The sequence below is a fragment of the Salinivibrio sp. VYel1 genome, from assembly GCF_009377945.1.
Taxonomy (GTDB): domain Bacteria; phylum Pseudomonadota; class Gammaproteobacteria; order Enterobacterales; family Vibrionaceae; genus Salinivibrio; species Salinivibrio siamensis.
In genome coordinates, this window is sequence record NZ_RSAM01000009.1 from 110,676 (window position 1) to 127,998 (window position 17,323).

A 17,323-nucleotide genomic window follows, 5' to 3' on the forward strand; every position below is an offset into this window, starting at 1 on the left:
TCGTTATGAGTGTTAAGGCAGCAGGCATGGGCGGTGGCATGGATATCAACTCCATGGTCACTAAAATCGTGGATGCTGAGCGTGCACCTAAACAAGAGCGTATCGTCAAACGCATGAATGATGTCGAAACCGACATCAGTGCGTTTGGCCGCTTAAAAGAATCTCTCGATAAACTCAAAACCCAAATGTACGATTTTCGTCGTAATGAAGGTTTTGCGGCGAGAACCACATCAGTTAGCAATCCAGACGCACTTGGCGCCAGCGCGACGCCAGATGCCATCCCCGGTCGTTATCAAATCGATGTTCAGCAACTCGCGGGTGCACACAAGCTTGTGTCACCGGGCGTTGATGCTGATGCGTCTTTAGGTAGTGGCAAGCTCACTATTACCATGGGTAATCGCACCAGTGTGATTGATGTTCCCCAAGGCAAAGACAGCTTGGCAGACATCGTGCGTGCGATTAATAGCGATCCGAAAAATCCCGGTGTACAAGCGTCGCTTATCCAAGATGATAGCGGCGCACGCATGGTGTTGAATGGCAATAAAACGGGGGCGGATAATCAGGTGGAAGTCAGTGTTGATGCGCAAGTGGGGAGTGCGCTTCATCAGTTAGGCTTCAAAGCGGGACAAGCCAATAACGGCATGGCACAAATGCAAGCTGCACAAGATGCCAAGATACTGATTGATGGTATCGCGTCAGTCTCCAGTGCCACGAACACCTTTGATAATGCCATCGAAGGCGTATCACTGGAAGTCGCGCAAACCAGTGATAAGCCGTTGGCACTCGCCGTTGAACATGACCGAGAGTCTGTACGTTCGACCATTACGTCGTTCGTCGATAATTACAATGCGTTTTTCCGTGTCTCGCAAGCGGTCAGTAAGTATGACCCTGAGACCCAGCAAGGTGGCCCTTTGGTGGGGGAAAGTGTCATTCGAACGGCAACCAGTCGATTGCGCAATCTTTTCTCGTCACCGATTGAGCAAGCCCCGGAGGGAATGAAAACCCTGAGCGAGCTTGGTGTCACTACTACTATGGACGGTCGTCTAGAAGTCGACAACAAGGTGCTTGATCGGCAACTGCGTCAAAACTTTAACGCATTGGAAGGTTTTTTTGGTGGTAATGATGGCTTTGCGCGTCAGCTTGAACAAGTCGTCGGCGGCTTTACCGGCGCGGGTGGTGCGATCAGTAATCGTGAAAGCACATTGTCAGAGCAAAAACTTCGCCTTCGTGATGACCAACGAGAGTTAGACCGCCGCATGGAAAACTTAGAGTCGCGCACCATGCAGCGCTTTTCTGCGATGGAAGAAGCCACCTCGCAAATGCGTTCACAGTTACAAGCTATGCAAAACATTATGCCGGGTTAATGATGACCCAGGTATCCGAATGGCTCGACGCACTCGAGCAGATTGATGAAGCAATTGCGCAGCAATTGAACATGAGTGACATTGATTCAGAAAAACTGGCTCAGCAATTGCATGACAGACAAGCGTTGCTTGAGCAGATTGCAGCGTCGCCACAAGCGCCGAATCAACAGCAATGGTCTCAAGCGTTAGCAAGAACAGAAACGCTCATTGATGCACTCGAGGGGCAGAAAGCCGATGCTGCCAAGCGCTTGTTACAGCAGCGCAAGGGGAAGCAGTCTGTGCAGCTGTATAAGAAATTTCAATAAGTGAGGAAGACTATGAGAGGCTCACTACAGGCCTACAAGAAGGTCTCGGTTGACAGTCAATTAAGCGCTGCGTCGCCTCATAAGGTTATCCAAATGCTGATGGCAGGCGCGATTGAGCGCTTAATTCAAGGCAAAGCTGCCATGGCACAAGGCGACTTATCCGTCAAAGGTGAGCGGTTAGGTAAAGCGTTAGATATCATTATTAATCTACGTGCATGTCTATCAATGGATGATGGCGGCGATATTGCTGATAACTTAGACGCCATCTATGACTTTATGATTCGTCAGGTGAGTACCGCGAATTTGGAAAACAAACCGGAACCCATCGACGATGTGATTGAGCTGTTAAGAGAGATAAAATCCGCTTGGGACCAGATCCCTTCCGAATACCATAATATGACTCAAGCGACCAGTTAAACTGCCTATCAAACCACTGACATGGCACTGGAGTCACAGGTTTACTGTGTCTCCGGTTGCCTTATGCGCGTTCTCTATTACAATGTCTTGATTAAAATTGAGATTGTTGTTGCTTAAAAGCGACACAATTATAAAAAGTTATCAGGGCAGACGTATCTCACACATGCAAGATTTAGCAAAGATCCTCGTTATCGATGACGATGACCAGTTTCGTCACGATCTCGGCGTGATACTCGACTTTATCGGCGAGCGTTACGCGCTTCACTCGACCACAGATGTCAGTGATGCACTTTGGGAGCAAAACTGGGGCGCATGTTTTCTTGGCCACGTCCGCTCGACACCGCTACTTGAAAAAGTACTTGAGCAGCTTGCGACCTATCATCACGTGCCTGTGATTGCGATTCGACGCCACGATCGTGAGCTTTCAGGGTTACCTAACTATGTGGGTGAACTTGGGCTACCTTTGAACTACCCGCAATTATTCGATGCACTCCATCACTGCCGCGAGTTTGCTGGTAAACAGGCTTTCAGTATTCCACAGTTGTCTGGCGATAATACCGCCTTTCATAATATGGTGGGCAAAAGCGATGCCATCGAACAGGTCCGTCATCTTATTGAACAGGTCGCTTTTACCGAAGCCAGTGTTTTGATCCTCGGTGAATCCGGTACCGGAAAAGAAGTGGTGGCGCGTCATATTCACCATGCCTCATCGCGCGCGTCTGGCCCCTTTGTGCCCGTCAATTGTGGGGCGATTCCAGGAGAGCTGTTAGAAAGCGAACTCTTCGGTCACGAGAAAGGTGCCTTTACGGGCGCGATTTCAGCGCGTAAAGGGCGCTTCGAACTGGCGGAAGGCGGAACGCTGTTTTTGGATGAAATCGGCGACATGCCGATGCCAATGCAAGTCAAATTGTTACGTGTGTTGCAAGAACGCACGTTTGAGCGAGTGGGAGGCAACAAAAGCATTCGCGCCAATGTTCGCGTCGTTGCCGCGACCCACCGTACGCTAGAAACCATGATCAAAGACGGTGAGTTTCGAGAAGATTTGTATTATCGACTCAATGTCTTTCCTATCGAAATGCCAGCGCTGCGCGAGCGAATTGATGATATTCCGCTATTGATCCATGAGCTCATGTCTCGTCTTGATGTGGAAGGTAATGGTCGGATCCATATTTCACCTCGCGCGATTAATTCGCTGATGGAGCATGAGTGGCCAGGCAATGTACGCGAGCTGGCTAATCTCATTGAACGTTTGGTTATCTTGTATCCTGGGCAAATGGTCGATGTGAACCATTTGCCAGCTAAATATCGCTACAGTGATATCCCTGAATTCCAGCCTGAGGCCTATTCGGTCGAAGATACTGAAATGGCGGAGCGTGATGCGCTAACGGCGATGTTTCATGAGCCGGACGAACCTGCTTTCGAAGAGGATATGCCAGGCTTTGCAGATAGCCCAGGATTCACAAGCTTGCCGCCTGAGGGGGTTAACTTGAAAGAAACCCTCGCCGAGGTTGAGATTGATTTGATTAAGCAGGCGCTAGAGGCGCAGTCTGGTGTGGTTGCTAGGGCGGCTGACATGCTGAGTATGCGGCGAACGACACTGGTAGAAAAGATGCGAAAGTACGGATTGAATAAGGAAGAATTAATCTAGAACGACGAGGCGTCAAAAAGCGGAGTCAAAAAAATGACTTCGCTTTTTTGTCTTCAACTAGCTGATAATATTAGTTATTTTTATGGCATAATCTCTGCTTAAGTGAGTAAAACCTTGATCGAAATGTGTGTTGCCTAAATGGAAACCCAATCTTCGCCACTGGGATCAGTGGATCAACAAGTCACTCGGTATAAGCAAGTTCTCGATGTGATGCCAGCAGGCGTTATTTTGCTTGATGCGAATGGCCGTGTCGCTGAAGCCAATCCAGAGGCACATCGCCTTCTTGGGGAACCGCTTACTCAGCAGCGATGGTTTGATGTGATTCAACGCGCATTCTCGCCGCGAGATGATGATGGACACGAAGTCTCTCTCAAAGATGGTCGTCGGGTGAAGCTTGCCATTTCTGCGTCCGATTCAGGGCAACTTATCTTGATCACCGACATGACAGAAACCCGTTTATTGCAGTCGCGCGTCAGTGATCTGCAACGGCTATCGTCGTTGGGGAAAATGGTGGCGTCGCTGGCACACCAAGTGCGTACGCCGCTATCTAGCGCGATTTTATATGCGTCGAATCTTGGCGCGCCCAACCTCAACGATGCGACCCGGCAGCGGTTTCAATTCAAACTGTTAGACCGGCTACATGACTTGGAAAAACAAGTGAATGATATGTTGTTGTTTGCGAAGGGTGGCGACAACAAAGTGGTTAAAGTGTTTACCGTTGAGCAGTTGTTTAACGAGTTCGAGCCGATGGTGGATGCGGTGATTCAAGGTCACGATGTTGACTTTGCCATCAACAGTGATGATGAGAGTCTTGCGTTGCTCGGTAACCCCAATGCATTGGCCAGCGCGCTGAGTAACTTGGTCGTCAATGCCGCTCAAGTGGCAGGCAAGGGCTGCCAAGTTGTGGTTGATTCGCGCCAACAAGGCGATAATTTATTGCTGTCTGTTGCGGACAATGGTCCTGGGATTGCGCCTGAACTGCAAGCGAAAGTTTTAGAGCCTTTTTTTACTACACGACAGCAAGGTACAGGTCTTGGCCTCGCCGTTGTGCAAATGGTGTGTCATGCCCATGATGGCAAGCTCACCTTACAATCGGAGCCTGAAAAAGGGGCCTGTTTTACATTGTGTTTGCCGCTCGCCAAGGGTGTAGCGGCAGAGCAGGGTAAGAGCGTAGGAGAAACACAATGAGCCAAACCACAGTGCTAATCGTTGAAGATGATGAAGGCTTGCGCGAGGCGCTGGTCGATACCCTAGCCTTGGCGGGATACCATTGGCGTGAGGCGGACAGTGCAGAGCAAGCCCTAGTGACACTCAAAGCCGAGCCGATTGATATTGTTGTTTCAGATGTACAGATGGCGGGTATGGATGGCTTGGCGCTTTTGCGCTCAATCAAAACACATATGCCGAATTTACCCGTTTTGCTCATGACGGCTTATGCCAACATTGAGGATGCGGTCGCTGCCATGAAAGAGGGGGCGATCGACTATATGGCCAAACCCTTTGCGCCTGAAGTGCTACTTAATATGGTCAGTCGCTACGCCCCGGTTAAAAGTGACGACTCGGATGCCATTGCAGAGGATCCTAAAAGCGTCGCCTTGTTAGCCTTGGCCGATAAGGTTGCCAACACTGATGCCAACGTGATGATCCTTGGACCCTCAGGGTCGGGTAAAGAAGTGATGGCGCGCTATATCCATGACCATTCTACCCGCGCGAGTGCCCCGTTTGTCGCGATTAACTGTGCCGCGATTCCAGAAAACATGCTGGAAGCAACCCTTTTTGGCTATGAAAAAGGGGCGTTTACCGGTGCTGTGCAAGCGTGTCCGGGAAAATTTGAGCAAGCCCAAGGTGGCACTATCTTATTGGATGAAATCAGTGAGATGGATTTGGGGCTACAAGCCAAACTGCTCCGTGTGTTACAAGAGCGAGAGGTGGAACGTCTCGGGGGTCGCAAAAGCATTCAGCTTGACTTGCGCGTGCTTGCCACTAGCAACCGCGATCTAAAAGACTATGTTGCCCAAGGGCACTTTCGTGAAGACTTATATTACCGTCTGAATGTGTTTCCCATCACGTGGCCTGCGTTATATGAACGCCCAGGTGACATCATCCCGTTGGCAAACTATTTATTATCACGGCATTGTCAAAAACAAGGTCTCCCTTGCCCAAGCATACAGCCTGACGCTGAGCAAAAGTTGTTGAATTACACCTGGCCGGGCAATGTCAGGGAGCTTGATAACGTGATGCAGCGTGCCTTGATACTGGCAACCCAATCTCATATTCAAGCGACAGATATTTTACTTGAAGGGCAAGACTGGCAAGATGCCTCGAGTTTACAAAGTAAGGTGATGGATAGCCAATCAACCGTTTCGGCGACAACGTCATCTTCAGTACCGAGTCATGATGCGATGGAAGCGCAGTCTAATGGTGCAGGGTTAGGCAATGAATTACGCGATCAGGAGTTTTCCATCATACTGGAGACCATTCGAGCCTGTGAGGGGCGGCGTAAAGATGTGGCAGAGCGCTTAGGGATCAGCCCCAGGACACTGCGCTATAAGCTCGCCAAAATGCGCGACGCCGGGATTGATATTCCCCAGTAATCACCCAAAGTCGTCAGCCTTTGCGAAAGTGGTCTCAAAGTTGCACATGGTAAGATGACTGATGAAAATCTGACTGAATTGACAAAATATTGACACAGGAAGGATCGACGATGAAAGCGAATGCCTTGACGCAAGAGATGCAAGCCATGGCGGCAGCGGCGAAGAATGTCTCTCAGCCTGCAACTGGTCAACAAGTCAGCCAAGAATTTGGCGATATGCTTGCCAGTGCGATTAACCATGTAAATGGATTGCAAAAGACGTCGGGTGAGCTTGCCACACGGTTCGATGAAGGTGACCGCAATGTAAGCTTATCGGATGTCATGATTGCTCGAAACAAGTCGAGTGTGGCGTTTGATGCCACCGTGCAAACGCGCAACAAGTTAGTTGAGGCGTATAAAGAACTCATGAATATGCCTGTTTAATGTAGGAATTAATCAGTGGCTGAAGAGAACCAAAACACCGATCTGGCGGTTTCAGATGGCGCAGCAGCACTGCCATCAACCGATGCGGCATTAGACGCAGAGCAAAGCACGCAAGATCCGGACGCATCAGAGCAGTCAGCATCGTCAAACTCGATATTTGGCGATCTCGACATGGTGCGCCAGTTGATCTTGGTGTTAGCGGTTGCGATTTGTGTTGCGCTGATCATGATGCTGTTTTTTTGGGTGCAGGAACCCGAAATGCGGCCACTGGGTACGTACGAAACAGAAGAACTGATCCCTGTTTTGGATCACCTTGACCAAAACAAAGTAGAATACCAACTGGATGGTAATACCATCCGCGTCCCCTCAAGCGATTATTCCTCGATTCGTCTCGGTTTAACCCGGGTAGGGCTGAATACCAGCACGGCCGAAGGCGATGAAATTTTGCTCAATGACATGGGTTTTGGCGTCTCGCAAAAACTCGAGCAAGAACGTTTAAAACTTAGCCGTGAGCGACAGCTCGCCGCCGCGATTGAAGAAGTGCGGCAAGTGCGAAAAGCACGTGTCTTGTTAGCGATGCCCAAACAGAGTGTCTTTGTGCGCCACAATCAAGAGGCGTCGGCCACGGTATTCTTAACCTTGGGAGGGACGAACACCTTGGGTCAAGAGGAAGTGGACTCCATCGTTGATATGGTCGCCTCTGCCGTCCCCTCGCTAAAACCCACGCGCGTCACCGTTACCGACCAACATGGTCGTTTGCTAAATTCTGGCAGTGAAGATCCTGCGTCAGCGGCGCGACGCAAAGAGTACGAATTGGAACGTAAGCAAGAACGTCAATTGCGCGAAAAAATCGACTCAATACTGATCCCCGTACTAGGGCTGGGTAACTATACCTCGCAAGTCGACGTGTCACTGGATTTCAGTTCGTTAGAAGAAACGCAGCGTCAGTTTAACCCCAACACACCGGCAACACGAAGCGAATATACGCGCGAAGATTATAATGGCTCGGATCGTGTAGCGGGTATTCCAGGGGCGTTAAGCAACCAGCCGCCGGCCGATGCCTCCATTCCGGAAGACGTCAGGGATCTTAAAAATGGTGCAGGTGGTACCGGCTCAGTGAGCCGCGAATCGACACGTAACTTTGAACTCGATACCACCATTCGCCACCGCCGCGCGCAGTCAGGCGTTATTGATCGGCAAACTGTTTCTGTGGCGGTGAACTTTAAACAAAGTGTCGACCCTGAAACCGGGGATACGGTCAAGCAGCCGTTGTCAGACGATGAACTGGCCAAAATCCGCCGTCTCTTAATGGGCGGGGTGGGCTTTAGCGAACAACGTGGAGATGTACTTGAAGTCATCGCCGTCCCCTTTGTTGAGCCAGAGCAAGCGGCCGAGCAAGATGTGCCGATTTGGGATCATCCCAACTTTAATGACTGGGTACGGTGGTTAGCGGCGGCCTTGGTGATTATTGTTATTATCGTGGTCTTGGTTCGTCCAGCGATGAAAAAGCTGCTTTATCCAAATACCGACGAAGATGGCAACACCGTGGGTCCCAATGGCGAAATCCTTGGCCCAGACGGCTTGCCAGTTACCCCTGATGGGGATGATGTCGGCTTGATAGGCTCTGAGCTTGACGGCTCTAGCAACTTTGCGATGTCAGCGTCGGATGTTGAGCTGCCAAACTTACATAAAGATGAAGACTTGTTAAAAGCGGTGCGGGCGCTGGTGGCTAATGAGCCAGACCTGGCCGCACAAGCGGTGAAAAATTGGGTAACCGAAGATGGCAAATGAAGTCGCAACCACAGGCGGTGATGAGCAAGCGGGCTCAAACTTCGATGTCAACTCGTTGAGTGGGATTGAAAAAGCCGCCATTTTGCTGCTCAGTTTAAGTGAACAAGACGCCGCGAGTATTATTCGCCACCTTGAGCCGAAACAGGTTCAGCGGGTAGGCGCGGCCATGACCTCGATGACTGACCTTAACTCGGACAAAGTGGCTGCCGTCCATCGAGCTTTTTTGGAGGAAATCCAAAAATACACCTCGATTGGGATGGGGAGTGAAGACTTTGTGCGCAACGCCCTGGTAGCAGCCTTGGGTGAGGACAAAGCGAATAATTTGGTCGATCAGATCTTGTTGGGCAGCGGCTCCAAAGGCTTGGACTCACTGAAATGGATGGATCCGCGCCAAGTGGCCAGCATTATCATCAACGAGCACCCGCAAATCCAAACCATCGTCTTATCCTATTTGGATCCCGAGCATTCGGCAGAGATCCTCTCGCAATTTGTAGAGCGTGACCGTCTCGATTTAATGATGCGGATTGCCAACCTTGAAGAAGTGCAACCAGCCGCACTCCATGAGCTGAATGAGATCATGGAGAAACAGTTTGCAGGTCAAGCAGGGGCACAAGCGGCCAAAATTGGTGGCTTGAAAGCGGCAGCGGAAATCATGAACTACATGGACAACAGCGTCGAAGGGGTGTTGATGGACTCGATTCGCGATCAAGACGAAGAGATGGCCTCACAAATCCAAGACTTGATGTTCGTGTTTGATAACTTGATTGATGTGGACGATCGCGGCGTACAAACCTTGCTACGTGATGTACCACAAGAAGTGCTGCAAAAAGCGCTCAAAGGGGCGGAAGATAACTTGCGCGAGAAAATCTATCGCAACATGTCTAAACGTGCAGCAGAAATGTTGCAAGATGATATCGAAGCCATGGGGCCAATCCGGGTTTCAGACGTGGAAGGGGCGCAGAAAGAGATTCTATCTGTCGCACGCCGTCTCGCTGATGCAGGTGAAATCATGCTTACCGGAGGCGGCGGCGATGAATTCGTCTAAGTCGTTTTTGTAAGGGGCAACGATGAGTTTAGAAAAACGCCGTGGCTATATCCGCGTCGATGAGGCCGATGCCGAAAGCATTGATAGGTGGGCACTGCCCCCTTACAACGAAGGCGAAAACCTGCCCAAAGAGACCGCACTCAATTATGACCCCAGTTGGGAGCCGGACGTTGAGGTGGAGCTGGAGGAAAACGAGCCAGCCCCCGAACCTTTAACCGCCGATGCCCTCGATGCTATTCGCCAGCAGGGCTATGACGAAGGGTATGAAGAAGGCAAGCAGCTGGGGCATGCTGAGGGGCTCGAAGCCGGTTTAGAACAAGGGCATGAGAAAGGCCATGAAGAAGGAAAAAAGGCGGGGTTTGAGCAAGGCCTCGCCGATGGCCAAGCGCTGATTGAAGCGCGTTGCCAGCAGCTTGACAGTATTCTCAATCAGCTAAGTCATCCATTAGAAAAGCTGGATATCGATGTCGAGCAACAACTGTTAGTGATGGTCCAGACCTTGACGAAATCATTGACAGGCGTGGAGCTAGACACTAACCCTCAGGTGATTCTACAAACCTTACGGGCCGCCATTGCCGCTTTGCCAGTGGCCGACCACCCGGTTACTGCTGCTTTGCATCCAGATGACTATGCCATTGTCACCGACGCGTATGACAACGATATGCTGGCTGCCCGCGACTGGACTTTGCAATCAGAGCCCGCACTCTCGCGTGGAGACGTCCATGTAAAAGCCAAAGATTCAGTCGTCGACTATCGCTATGCTGACCGCGTGGACGCGTTATTAAGAGAGTTTCAAGGGCAGAATCAACCCCGGCAATCCACGCCATCAGACGGCGCAACGGTAGAGCCTATTGATACTGGCGCCTATGCCAACGAATCAGCGACCGCTGAGCGCGAGCCGTCGAGTGACGAACCCGTTGAGCAAGACGCCACGGCCACGACGCAAGATGAACCCACATCGACTGAGGATCCAGGGCAATCATAATGAGCCAACTCGCTGAGCGGTTAAAACAATGTCAGCTTGATAATTTAGCCCCCAAGCCAGTGGCGTCGGGCAAATTGGTGCGTATGGTTGGGCTGACACTTGAAGCGATAGGCTGTCGCGCGCCCATTGGGTCTGTTTGTTCGGTTGAAACCCTTAATGGCACTATTGAAGCCGAAGTCGTGGGATTTGCCGACGAACTTTTATACCTGATGCCCAACGAGCAAGTATCAGGCGTATTGCCAGGTGCAAGAGTGACGCCTTTGTCTGAACGCAGTCAACTCTCGGTGGGTATGGAGCTGTTGGGACGTGTTATTGATGGCATGGGTAACCCACTGGACGGTAAAGGCGACATCTACACGGATAAACAGGCGAGTTTGGAGGGCATGCCCATTAACCCCTTATCACGTCAACCCATCCGTGAGCCGCTTGATGTTGGCATCAAAGCGATCAATGGTCTTTTGACGGTGGGGAAAGGGCAGCGTATCGGCTTGTTTGCTGGTTCTGGGGTGGGTAAATCTGTCACCTTGGGGATGATGACACGCGGTACCACTGCACAAGTGGTGGTCGTGGGGTTGATTGGTGAGCGTGGCCGAGAAGTGAAAGAGTTTATCGATGATATCCTCGGAGAAGAAGGCCGTGCCCGAGCGGTAGTGGTTGCCGCGCCTGCCGACGCCTCACCGCTGGTGCGGTTAAAAGGCTGCCAAACGGCGTTGACCATTGCTGAGTATTTTCGCGATCTGGGTCTTGATGTTCTCTTATTGATGGACTCGTTAACGCGGTTTGCGCAGGCTCAGCGCGAAATTGCGTTGTCGGTGGGCGAGCCACCCGCGACCAAAGGGTATCCGCCTTCGGTGTTTGCGCGCTTACCCTCACTGGTTGAGCGCGCGGGGAACGGTGCCGTTGGACAGGGGTCGATCACGGCCTTTTTTACCGTGCTGACCGAGGGGGATGATTTACAAGACCCTATTGCCGATGCAGCACGAGCGATACTCGATGGTCATATTGTGCTATCGCGCGAGTTAGCAGATAGCGGTCATTATCCTGCCATTGACGTTGAGCGTTCAGTGAGTCGAGTGATGCCCAATATTACCAGCGATGAGCAAATACTGATGTCGAAAGCGGTGCGGCAAGTGTTGTCCGTGTGCCGTAAAAATCAAGATCTGGTCTCGATAGGCGCCTACAAACCTGGCAGTGATGCGGCGGTTGATCAGGCGTTTAGTTTGAAGCCCAAGCTCGACAATTATCTGCAGCAAGGGATCAAAGAAGTGGTTCCTTTTGATATGTGTGTCAACATGTTGCGTTCAACCTTACAGGGGTAACCGATGGCCGATCACGCACTTCAGTTGCTGTTAGACAAAGCCCAAGAGGATGAAAAGCAGGCTCAGCTCAGTGTGAGCGCGGCTCAGCAATCACTTGATGATTACTATCGCCAGTTGGAGCAAATTGAACAGTACCGGCTTGAGTATTGCCGTCAGATGTCTGAGCGTGGTCAGTCAGGCTTATCGGCCAGCGCCTTTGGTCATTTAAATAAATTCATTGTTCAGCTTGATGAAACCTTGGCAAAACAAAGAGATGCAGAGCATCAATTTAAAGATCATTTAGAGCAGTGCCGTCAGACATGGCAACAAACCCGCCAGCACCGGCAATCACTAGAGTGGCTGATAGAAAAACGAGAACGTGAGGAAGCAGAGCGTGCTCGTTACCAAGAACAACGACAAATGGATGAAATGGCAGCGATTATCGCACGTCGACGCCCCTCGTCCTTCTCTTCACAATAAAATGGCGCGATAATTGCTTTCTCATTACCGACGCGCCAGCTGATGCCAAGCTGACGCATAGGTAACCATAGGTAATGATGAGAAACTTATGACGCAGTCAATGCTGACACTTTCCAATGTTTCGAGTAAAACCCTGTCTGCGCCGAGTGAGGGCGCGTCCAGCGAGGTGAAAGGAGAGAAAAGTGCCGGCTTTTTGTCCGCTTTGCATCAATCCCTTGATGGAAGTGAAGGACAAGGGGAGTCTATCAAGCTAACCCCTGATGGCAAAACCTTACTCGTCGATGGTCAGGCCATTGATGCGGAAGCCATGTTGGCTGACGGTGTTTTCAGCGAGGCGGAGATGGAAAAAATTGCCGATATGACGGCAATGGAAGAAAGCCAATCTTTATTAATGCGTTTGAATCAAGCGGCGGACATGCTTACTGGCAAAACCTTGCCTGCCGGTGGGGATACCACGGCATTATCTGCCGATGCATTACCGATGAGCGACGTTGACAGTAACGCGCGAGTAGACCTACAGGGTCAAGAGGGTGAAGTAGACAAACAAGCACTGCTTGCCGAACTCTCTAAAGCGCTACCGGATGAGGTTTCCGCGGAGGAGGTATTGGCGCAGTTATCGCCCGAACAACTCGCCGCGTTAGTCGCCCAGGTTAAAGCCACGCAAGATCGTGGCGCCGCATTGGAACAAGGTGCTGGGCGCCAAGTGGCGCTTGATAGCAGTGGTGAGATGCCTAAAGGGGGGCAATCTCTCCCAGTGGATGGACCGGCGATCAAATGGGCGGCCATGAAGGCGCAGCAGGAGAATCAACATGGGGCCGCCGCCGCTAAGATGGCGCCCGGTGAGTCTGCCTTAGGCGATGCTGCGTCAGCCAATAAAGAGTCTGCGCTTAAAGATTGGTTAGCCAAAGAAGGGGCGACGACGAAAACGAATGAATTGGCTGATAAGCTGCGACAGGCGTCGGGCCTACAACAGAATATGGCAAACCCTGACGTAAAAGGTGGCGCAACAGGCAACCCGAATGCCGCTTCTATGTTAGCCGGGCAAAATGAACGGTCAGACCATGTCAGTAAAGCGGCATTGAAAGCGATGGCAGAACAGGCGGTTCAAACTGACGCCGCATTGGCTGCAGGCAGCGCTGCAAGCGCGGCGGAAGGGGCCTCACGAGGCGAGAACTTGGCCCAGCAATTGGCAAGCAGTCTAGGCACACCAAGCGCGAACGCAGCGACAGTACGACAAGATATTCAGGTCGCTCAAACTGCGCAGGCCCCGCTACCTTTGGGGCAAACACCTAGCGACGCGGGCGCGGCACTGACTGAGCGAATCAATGTCATGTTGTCTAAAAACCTCAAGCAAGTGGATATTCGTCTCGACCCACCCGAGCTTGGACGCATGCAAATTAAGTTGGGGATAAACAACGACCAAGCCTCTGTGCATATCACGGTGGCGAACCAGCAAGCGCGTGATGCTGTCGAGCAAGCGATGCCAAGGTTGCGCGATATGTTGCAGCAACAAGGGCTACAGTTAGCCCAGGGGTCGGTTCAACAGCAAGACAGTGGTGCACAACAGATGGCCTCTGGCCAGCATGGCGATGGTGCTGGCAATGCAGGTGGGGCACCACTTGGCACGACAGGGCCGGATGATGGCGATGATGCCATGCTAGCCGGGCAAACGCTGAACGTCTCACACAGTGATCGCGCCGTCGATTACTATGCTTAAATAACAAGGAGCAAGACCAGCCATGGCAGATGATAACGCAACCCCAGAGCAAGGTGGGAGCAAGAAAAAGCTGATTATTATCATTGTCGCCGCCGTTGTATTGCTCGCGGCGGTAGGCGGTGCGGCGTTCTTTTTCCTATCTGGTGATGACGGCAGCCAAGAAGACATTGTCCTCGAGGAACAAAACAATGCCCTGCCCGCGATTTATGTCACCTTGCCTAAACCCTTTGTTTTTAATGTCACCGGGGATGAGCAACAACGACTGGTGCAAGTCAATACCCAGTTGTTAGTGCGTGGCAGTGAGATGGAAACCCTAGCGAAGGAAAACTTACCGCTGATTGAGCACGCGCTTCTTAATACGTTTGGTGCGGCGACGGTGGAGCAACTGCGCACACCACAAGGCCAACTCGAAATTCGTCGCCAGTCGGCAGAAAATGTGCGCGCGGCCTTAATCAAAGTAACGGGCGAGCCGGTGGTAGAGCGTGTGCTCTTTACTGGATTTGTGATGCAATAGGTGATGACGTGACTGACTTACTCAGCCAAGACGAGATTGATGCGCTTCTTCACGGTGTTGATGACGTTGAAGAGGAGGATAACGAGCCCGAAGTAGGTGAAGGTGGTGCGGTTCAGTTTGATTTCTCGTCACAAGACAGAATTGTGCGTGGGCGGATGCCGACGCTCGAGCTTATTAATGAGCGCTTTGCCCGTCATATGCGCATTAGCTTGTTTAACATGCTGCGTAAAACCGCCGAAGTGTCGATCAACGGCGTGCAGATGATGAAGTTTGGCGAGTATCAAAACACCTTGTACGTGCCGACCAGTTTGAATATGGTGCGTTTTCGCCCACTAAAAGGCACCAGCTTGATCACCATGGAAGCCCGTCTGGTGTTCATATTGGTGGAAAACTTTTTTGGTGGCGATGGGCGCTTTCATGCTCGAATTGAAGGGCGGGAGTTTACCCCGACAGAGCGGCGTGTGATCCAGATGCTGCTGAAGTTGATGTTTGAGGATTACAAAGACGCGTGGGCGCCCGTGATGGAAGTGGCCTTTGAGTATTTAGACTCAGAGGTTAATCCGGCAATGGCCAACATTGTCAGCCCTTCAGAAGTGATTGTGGTGAGCTCATTCCATATCGAGCTTGATGGTGGTGGCGGTGACATTCATATGGTCATGCCCTACTCAATGCTGGAGCCGATTCGCGAGCTACTTGATGCCGGGGTACAAAGTGACAAGATGGATACCGATGTGCGCTGGAGTAAAGCGCTACGGGATGAAATCTTGGATGTGAATGTTGAATTGAGTGCCAAGCTTTTAGATGTCACTTTATCCTTGCGCGATCTGATGGAGCTGCAAAAAGGCGATGTGATTCCGGTTGATATGCCGGATGCGTGTACGGTGTTCGTGGAAGACTTGCCCACCTATCGCGCGAAGATGGGACAATCTAACGATAAGCTGGCACTGAAAATTGTGGAAAAACTTAAGCGTCCTGAAATGGCGAAATCGGACATTTCGCTGTTGCAGGATAAACCTGAGCTACTCGATGATCTCGAGGAAGATTTACCCATCGATGATAAACAAGGTAATGCTCAGTGATCAGAATCTGTAAACAAGGGTGAGACGTCATGGATCAAAATGATGTAGACGATGATTGGGCTGCAGCCCTGGCTGAGCAATCTGATGCCGAGGGCTCTGATGATGTACAAGCGGCACCACTTGAAGAGCTCACTGATGACAGCGAGCAAAAAATGGGGGCGGATGAACAGCGCAAACTGGACGCGATCCTCGATATTCCAGTGACCATTTCTATGGAAGTGGGGCATACGCAAATTAACATCCGTAACCTGCTTCAGCTCAACCAAGGCTCGGTGGTTGAGTTAGATAGGTTGGCCGGGGAGTCGCTCGATGTGCTGGTCAATGGCACGCTTATCGCACACGGTGAAGTGGTGGTCGTTAACGACAAGTTTGGTATCCGCCTCACGGATGTGATTAGCCAAACTGAACGGATTAAGAAACTACGATAGGGATGACGGTGAACCGACGCGTTTGGGGTGTACTCTTGGTGCCAATGCCCGTGTGGGCGGCGGCGCCCGAGGTCAGTATAGTGACAATGCTGTTGTCGCTGGGGTTGGTGCTTGGGCTTATCTTTGCTCTGGCCTGGTTGCTGCGACGATTAAAAGTGCCGGGGCTGGCACAGCAAAGTGACGGAATCACGATCGTCAGCCAATTGGCAGTGGGTCAAAAGGAGCGCATTCTGGTGGTCGATATCCACGGCGAGCAGCTGGTTGTCGGCGTAACGGCTACCAGCGTGAACGTGTTAAAAACACTGGATAACCCCATTCCAACGGCGACGCCAGCGTCTGACAAGCCTTCTCGCTTTGCCAATCAGCTTAGCCAACTGTTGAATCGAAAATGACGATACGAATGTTATTGGCCGCTTGGGTCTGGGTGGCAGCTACCTTATTTACACCGTTTGCTGCAGCCGAACAAGAAGCGACGCCAGCACAAGAAAGCATCACCACCGAATCGATTAGCGAAAGTGGTGAGGCGGCACGTTTAGAAGTGGGTCGCAATACGGGAGGCGGGATCCCAGCGGTCACGATGCGTGTCAACCCGGATGGCAGTGAAGACTACTCCGTCACGTTGCAAATTCTGGCAATAATGACCGCGCTGGGCTTTTTGCCAGCGGTTGTCATTTTAATGACGTCGTTCACTCGGATCGTGGTGGTGATGGCCATTTTGCGTCAAGCCATGGGGTTACAGCAAACGCCATCGAACCAAGTGATCATTGGCATCGCGATGTTTTTGACCTTATTTATTATGTCACCTGTGATTGACCGAATGAACACAGAGGCGATTCAGCCTTATATCAATGAACAAGTCACAGCAAGGGAAGCCTTTGATCGGGTACAGGTGCCGCTGCGTGAGTTTATGCTCCGGCAAACGCGGGTTAAAGATTTGGAAACCTTCGTCAATATGTCCGGATCACAAGTCGATGAGCCTGAACAAGTCCCGATGACGGTGCTGATCCCCGCGTTTGTAACGTCTGAGCTCAAAACCGCGTTCCAAATTGGCTTTATGCTGTTCTTGCCGTTTTTGGTGATTGATTTGGTCGTGGCGTCGGTATTGATGGCAATGGGTATGATGATGCTATCGCCCATGATAGTGTCGTTACCCTTCAAGTTGATGCTATTTGTTCTGGTTGACGGGTGGAACTTGATCCTCTCCACCTTAGCAGCCAGTTTCGGCTAAAGGAGGCA

17 protein-coding genes and 2 pseudogenes are annotated in these 17,323 nt (G+C 51.3%); all 19 read left to right on the forward strand.

The features are described from left to right. Positions 1-5 precede the first annotated feature (5 nt). The 19 genes and pseudogenes from fliD to fliP all read left to right on the forward strand — a co-directional run bounded on the left by fliD (position 6) and on the right by fliP (position 17,315). Positions 6-1,364: a flagellar filament capping protein FliD gene (gene fliD, locus EHW58_RS10215; protein ID WP_046074954.1), complete on the forward strand. Its 1,359-nt coding sequence runs from the start codon at positions 6-8 to the stop codon at positions 1,362-1,364. Beyond that, positions 1,364-1,669, forward strand: coding sequence for a hypothetical protein (locus EHW58_RS10220; protein ID WP_077606536.1), 306 nt, complete (start codon positions 1,364-1,366; stop codon positions 1,667-1,669). Before fliD ends, EHW58_RS10220 begins: the two co-directional genes overlap by 1 nt. Positions 1,670-1,681: 12 nt before the next feature. Next, the gene (gene fliS / locus EHW58_RS10225; RefSeq protein WP_046074953.1) at positions 1,682-2,086 is read left to right on the forward strand and encodes a flagellar export chaperone FliS; all 405 of its coding nucleotides are present in this window, start codon (positions 1,682-1,684) and stop codon (positions 2,084-2,086) included. A 163-nt stretch (positions 2,087-2,249) separates the two neighbouring features. Next, entirely contained in the window at positions 2,250-3,734 is a 1,485-nt protein-coding gene (locus EHW58_RS10230) for a sigma-54 dependent transcriptional regulator (protein WP_152796247.1), read from the forward strand. Between the two features lie 138 nt (positions 3,735-3,872). Beyond that, positions 3,873-4,922, forward strand: coding sequence for a PAS domain-containing sensor histidine kinase (locus tag EHW58_RS10235; RefSeq protein WP_152796249.1), 1,050 nt, complete (start codon positions 3,873-3,875; stop codon positions 4,920-4,922). Continuing rightward, a pseudogene (locus tag EHW58_RS10240) lies at positions 4,919-6,076 on the forward strand (sigma-54-dependent transcriptional regulator); the annotation flags it as partial. The gene EHW58_RS10235 and the pseudogene EHW58_RS10240, both read left to right, overlap by 4 nt. A 78-nt stretch (positions 6,077-6,154) precedes the next feature. After that, positions 6,155-6,328, forward strand: a pseudogene (locus EHW58_RS16035) (helix-turn-helix domain-containing protein); the annotation flags it as partial. Positions 6,329-6,438: 110 nt separating this feature from the next. Continuing rightward, a complete protein-coding gene (gene fliE, locus EHW58_RS10245; RefSeq protein ID WP_046074949.1) occupies positions 6,439-6,750 on the forward strand; it encodes a flagellar hook-basal body complex protein FliE in 312 nt (103 codons plus the stop codon). A 15-nt stretch (positions 6,751-6,765) separates the two neighbouring features. Then, the gene (gene fliF / locus EHW58_RS10250; protein WP_172970035.1) at positions 6,766-8,541 is read left to right on the forward strand and encodes a flagellar basal-body MS-ring/collar protein FliF; all 1,776 of its coding nucleotides are present in this window, start codon (positions 6,766-6,768) and stop codon (positions 8,539-8,541) included. Further along, complete coding sequence (gene fliG / locus EHW58_RS10255; RefSeq protein ID WP_152796251.1) at positions 8,531-9,586, forward strand: flagellar motor switch protein FliG; 1,056 nt, start codon at positions 8,531-8,533, stop codon at positions 9,584-9,586. The genes fliF and fliG overlap by 11 nt, the downstream gene beginning before the upstream one ends. A 22-nt stretch (positions 9,587-9,608) precedes the next feature. After that, the gene (locus tag EHW58_RS10260; RefSeq protein ID WP_152796253.1) at positions 9,609-10,571 is read left to right on the forward strand and encodes a flagellar assembly protein FliH; all 963 of its coding nucleotides are present in this window, start codon (positions 9,609-9,611) and stop codon (positions 10,569-10,571) included. After that, positions 10,571-11,890 (forward strand): flagellar protein export ATPase FliI, encoded by a 1,320-nt coding sequence (gene fliI, locus EHW58_RS10265; RefSeq protein ID WP_046074945.1) that lies wholly within the window; start codon positions 10,571-10,573, stop codon positions 11,888-11,890. Before EHW58_RS10260 ends, fliI begins: the two co-directional genes overlap by 1 nt. Before the next feature lie 3 nt (positions 11,891-11,893). Next, positions 11,894-12,349 (forward strand): flagellar export protein FliJ, encoded by a 456-nt coding sequence (gene fliJ / locus EHW58_RS10270; RefSeq protein ID WP_077606539.1) that lies wholly within the window; start codon positions 11,894-11,896, stop codon positions 12,347-12,349. Positions 12,350-12,437: 88 nt separating this feature from the next. Further along, positions 12,438-14,066, forward strand: coding sequence for a flagellar hook-length control protein FliK (locus EHW58_RS10275; RefSeq protein ID WP_152796255.1), 1,629 nt, complete (start codon positions 12,438-12,440; stop codon positions 14,064-14,066). Between the two features lie 22 nt (positions 14,067-14,088). After that, a complete protein-coding gene (gene fliL / locus EHW58_RS10280; protein WP_077638747.1) occupies positions 14,089-14,580 on the forward strand; it encodes a flagellar basal body-associated protein FliL in 492 nt (163 codons plus the stop codon). An 8-nt stretch (positions 14,581-14,588) separates the two neighbouring features. Continuing rightward, the gene (gene fliM / locus EHW58_RS10285; RefSeq protein WP_077638746.1) at positions 14,589-15,659 is read left to right on the forward strand and encodes a flagellar motor switch protein FliM; all 1,071 of its coding nucleotides are present in this window, start codon (positions 14,589-14,591) and stop codon (positions 15,657-15,659) included. Between the two features lie 29 nt (positions 15,660-15,688). Further along, entirely contained in the window at positions 15,689-16,087 is a 399-nt protein-coding gene (gene fliN / locus EHW58_RS10290) for a flagellar motor switch protein FliN (protein WP_046074940.1), read from the forward strand. 8 nt (positions 16,088-16,095) lie between these two features. Continuing rightward, positions 16,096-16,479 (forward strand): flagellar biosynthetic protein FliO, encoded by a 384-nt coding sequence (fliO, locus tag EHW58_RS10295; RefSeq protein ID WP_158010009.1) that lies wholly within the window; start codon positions 16,096-16,098, stop codon positions 16,477-16,479. Further along, on the forward strand, positions 16,476-17,315 hold the full coding sequence (gene fliP, locus EHW58_RS10300) for a flagellar type III secretion system pore protein FliP (RefSeq protein WP_077578010.1): 840 nt from the start codon (positions 16,476-16,478) through the stop codon (positions 17,313-17,315). Before fliO ends, fliP begins: the two co-directional genes overlap by 4 nt. Positions 17,316-17,323 lie beyond the last annotated feature (8 nt).

Excerpts from the sequence above, each read along its gene's own strand:
- fliD (WP_046074954.1), top strand. The coding sequence starts at position 6 with ATGAGTGTTAAGGCAGCAGGCATGGGCGGTGGCATGGATATCAACTCC.
- fliL (WP_077638747.1), top strand. The coding sequence starts at position 14,089 with ATGGCAGATGATAACGCAACCCCAGAGCAAGGTGGGAGCAAGAAAAAG.
- fliE (WP_046074949.1), top strand. The coding sequence starts at position 6,439 with ATGAAAGCGAATGCCTTGACGCAAGAGATGCAAGCCATGGCGGCAGCG.
- fliN (WP_046074940.1), top strand. The coding sequence starts at position 15,689 with ATGGATCAAAATGATGTAGACGATGATTGGGCTGCAGCCCTGGCTGAG.
- EHW58_RS10220 (WP_077606536.1), top strand. The coding sequence starts at position 1,364 with ATGATGACCCAGGTATCCGAATGGCTCGACGCACTCGAGCAGATTGAT.
- fliG (WP_152796251.1), top strand. The coding sequence starts at position 8,531 with ATGGCAAATGAAGTCGCAACCACAGGCGGTGATGAGCAAGCGGGCTCA.
- EHW58_RS10235 (WP_152796249.1), top strand. The coding sequence starts at position 3,873 with ATGGAAACCCAATCTTCGCCACTGGGATCAGTGGATCAACAAGTCACT.
- EHW58_RS10275 (WP_152796255.1), top strand. The coding sequence starts at position 12,438 with ATGACGCAGTCAATGCTGACACTTTCCAATGTTTCGAGTAAAACCCTG.
- fliP (WP_077578010.1), top strand. The coding sequence starts at position 16,476 with ATGACGATACGAATGTTATTGGCCGCTTGGGTCTGGGTGGCAGCTACC.
- fliJ (WP_077606539.1), top strand. The coding sequence starts at position 11,894 with ATGGCCGATCACGCACTTCAGTTGCTGTTAGACAAAGCCCAAGAGGAT.
- EHW58_RS10230 (WP_152796247.1), top strand. The coding sequence starts at position 2,250 with ATGCAAGATTTAGCAAAGATCCTCGTTATCGATGACGATGACCAGTTT.
- fliS (WP_046074953.1), top strand. The coding sequence starts at position 1,682 with ATGAGAGGCTCACTACAGGCCTACAAGAAGGTCTCGGTTGACAGTCAA.
- EHW58_RS10260 (WP_152796253.1), top strand. The coding sequence starts at position 9,609 with ATGAGTTTAGAAAAACGCCGTGGCTATATCCGCGTCGATGAGGCCGAT.
- fliI (WP_046074945.1), top strand. The coding sequence starts at position 10,571 with ATGAGCCAACTCGCTGAGCGGTTAAAACAATGTCAGCTTGATAATTTA.